The 1,908-nt window shown below is 28.1% G+C and carries 2 protein-coding genes; both read right to left on the bottom strand.

Translation table 11 applies throughout. The annotated features are described in order from the left end of the window. On the bottom strand, positions 1-967 hold a 967-nt coding region (locus LE180_RS06670; RefSeq protein ID WP_374134673.1), incomplete at its 3' end, for a DNA adenine methylase. A gap of 37 nt (positions 968-1,004) precedes the next feature. Further along, on the bottom strand, positions 1,005-1,908 hold a 904-nt coding region (locus LE180_RS06665), incomplete at its 5' end, for a restriction endonuclease (protein WP_374134672.1).

Genomic DNA, 1,908 nt, shown 5'->3' with positions numbered 1-1,908 from the left:
TTAAATTATCAATCGTAGGAATTCCGTCATCTCTATAAGAAAGAACTATAATCGAATCTTTGAATTTTTCAAAAATTATATCAAATGCATTTTGTATATCTTTTGCTCTACACCATACATTCTTCATATTTTTTATTTTCTTATGTTGAGATTTTTCATCGATCAAATTTTCCCATTGATCATACAAAACTATTCCTTCCAAAAAATGATAAAAGTCAATATAATTTACACCTGTTCCTTTTGATGAAATATAGGGAGTGTCAATATAAACTAAGTCAGCTTTTACTTTTAAATCAAATACATCAGAATTACTAACAACATTATTACAAGCATTTGAAAATACAGCTTTATTACCCTCTCGAGCAAACTTCTTAAAATAAAAATCAAACGATGCGTCCCAAGTAGTTTTATTGCCAAAACTTCTTTTAACATCTGCATTTCTTATGTAAAGATTCTTTCTATGAAATAAATTATAGGGTCTTTTTATAATACACGATTGAAAAAGAGCATAATACGCCAAAGCTTGCTTGTATTTATTATCAATTAATTTTATATTTGTTATAACAAAATCCAACCATTTATTTTCATCATTTGTAAAATATATATCTTGAAAATTCCGCGTTACAAAATCAGGATAATCAATATTCTTGTGTTTCGTCAAAATAGAATCAATATCGTTAACATCTAATAAAGTGCTTGAATTCTCAATTAATGCAAGTCCTATGTAATAATTAAACTTTAATATATCGTTGTAAAAAACCTGCTTCCTACGATTTTTAAACATATATCCAACGCAACCTGTTCCTCCAAAAGCATCTATAACTGAATTAAACTTTAAATCCTTTGTCCAATAATCTATCCATTTAACTATTTTATTTTTACTGCCTTGATATCTCGTTGAAGGGAAATTTCCACGATTACATATTGGCAAATTATTAAATAATTCTTGAGCCAAATTACTATACATTTTTAATATTCCTATACTTCAAATACTGAATTATCTCTTAAATAAAATTCATCTCCAATTTATAGTAAATTTCCAAATCTTTTAACAAGGAATCCATATCATTATCAGATAATTCATATAGCCATTTCCTTAAATCTTTAATAGTAACGATTTCTTCTATAGCCTCTCTATAGCTGTCTTTTATAATTTTCATCCCACCAGACCTGTTTTCAATATAATCGTTAACTTCTTTCTGTATAATAGACTTATCTTTATCAGTTTTAATGACAAAAGTTATGGGAAAATGTAAAACTTTATCTATATCCATTAGATATTTATCATAGGCGTTCACTTCTGTAACTTGAAAAAACCTGCCTAAAGGTCTCATAACAAAATCTATCCCACCATCGTTAGCATTTGTTCTGCCAGTTTTAAAAAGTTGAAGATATTTTTCTTCTAAATTCTGCCTATCAAAACCTATATAAACCTTCGTATTCTTATAATAAGTTTTCAATATAACATACGAAATAATCTCAAAAACACGAGCTTCTGATTTTTCATTCAACATGTCATGTATTTTGTCTTGTCTGCGCTTCACGTTCCTTAATTTTCTCAATTCTTCAATATCAAAACTTAGCTGACTGTCTTTTTGTTGTAACAGTCGAATATATTCGCCAATGATATCAAATACGCTTTTTGATATATCAACATCACCTACATATAGAAAATCTATATGTAACGCATATTTCCCATCATTAATAATGATTAAATTTTTGCCTATGGCGCGGAACTTGTTTTCAAACTCCCCATTTACACGATTGTTTAATGCGTGATTCTGCAATTTCTCACCACCATACAATCCGCGACAAAACACAAAAAGTCTTGTATAGTCATATCCTTCAAATTGCTTATACGCCTTAGGATTATTATAAAAATCTTTGATAATACGCCTTAGGATTATT

The sequence above is a fragment of the Candidatus Endomicrobiellum pyrsonymphae genome, assembly GCF_020328025.1.
GTDB lineage: Bacteria > Elusimicrobiota > Endomicrobiia > Endomicrobiales > Endomicrobiaceae > Endomicrobiellum > Endomicrobiellum pyrsonymphae.
Note: the sequence above shows the minus strand (reverse complement) of the source record. Positions and strands in the feature narration are given on the sequence as shown.